Here is a 1,371-nt window from a genome sequence, read left to right as displayed (position 1 = left end):
CCCCGGCGGCGCCAGCGGCTGGTCTCTGTGCCCTTCGGCTGCGGGCGGCCCATTTGGGCGGATGATTCCGGCTTTGATCCGGCACACCATCTGGGCGTGATCGCCTGTCCGGCGCCCGGCGGTGAGGAAGCCGTGCTCAACATTGCAGCCGAAATGCTCGCTGCGCCGCTGTCCCGCGACCGTCCTCTCTGGTCAGCCAAGCTCATCACCGGCGTGAGCCAGGACCGGTCAGCGCTTGTTTTCGTTTTCCATCATGTCCTCACGGATGGAATTGGGGGCCTCGCGGTCCTGGAGGCCCTGGCAGCCGCGGAAGCCGGGTGGAACGGTCGCCGGGAGCCAGAGATTCCGTACTCGGCGCTGTACCTGGCCCTTGATGCTGCAAGGAGCCGATTCAACGCACTGGCCCGGCTGCCGGCCGCACTGCGGACCGCAGCCGCCGGAGCCTCCGAACTGCGGCAGACGGGCAAACCCCGGGCTGCCCGCACCTCACTCAACCGCCCGACAGGTCCGCAACGGACGCTTGCCGTCCTCCGCTGCGACATGGAGGCCGTCAGAGACGCCGCGCACATGCAGGGAGCGACCGTCAACGATCTCATCCTCACCGCCGTCGCTACCGCCCTGCACCGCCTGCTCCTGGCACGGGGCGAATATGTCGAAGAGTTCGTCATCTCTGTGCTGTTTTCGGCACGCCGCCACACGACAATCACCTATCTGGGGAACCGGAGCGGCATCATCCCGGTGACCGTTCCTGCGGTCGGTCCGGCCAAGGGCCGGGTGGCAACTGTTGCCGCAACGATGAGGAGCGTCAAGCAGCGGCCTCCCGGGGCCTCCACTGCAATCATCGGCCCCATATCCCGGGCCGCAGCGCACCTTGGCGCCTACCGCTTCGTCATAGACCACCAACACCTTGTCCATACATTCGTCACGAACCTGCGGGGGCCCGAACGCGCCCTGGCGATCGCGGGCAGGCCGGTAACCGGGATCATTCCACTCGGAGCGATCAGCGGTAACGTAACGGTTGCCTTTGCAGTCTTCTCCTACGCCGGCACGCTGACCATCACCACAATCGCCGATCCCGGGACTTGCCCGGACCTGACAGGACTGCGTGACGAACTTTCCAGCGCACTTGAAGCTCTGATGGTGAGCGGGCCTTCATAAGCTTCGACCCGAGAATATCCGGTCATGAAGAGCCGACGGCTCGGCGCATTCTCCGCGGGTGGGATCCTAAGAGACTGACGGGGCGCTGGCTAACGGCGTATTTCCAGGCGTTTACGGACCTTTGTCCAAAACCCGGACTGGCGCCATCGTGTGTCATCCGCCCGGTCCAGGGGCTCTTCGACGTGTCCCTCCGGTAGACATGCGCAACAGGAG

At 65.3% G+C, this 1,371-nt stretch carries 1 protein-coding gene; it reads left to right on the top strand.

Features of this window, described 5'->3' with window-relative positions; genetic code table 11:
• Positions 1 to 1,158: wax ester/triacylglycerol synthase domain-containing protein (locus tag LQV45_RS32800; protein ID WP_230011798.1), on the top strand; the 1,158-nt coding region annotated here is incomplete at its 5' end.
• Positions 1,159 to 1,371: the final 213 nt, after the last annotated feature.

This window comes from Microbacterium sp. Bi128, from assembly GCF_918698205.1.
Note: the sequence above shows the minus strand (reverse complement) of the source record. Positions and strands in the feature narration are given on the sequence as shown.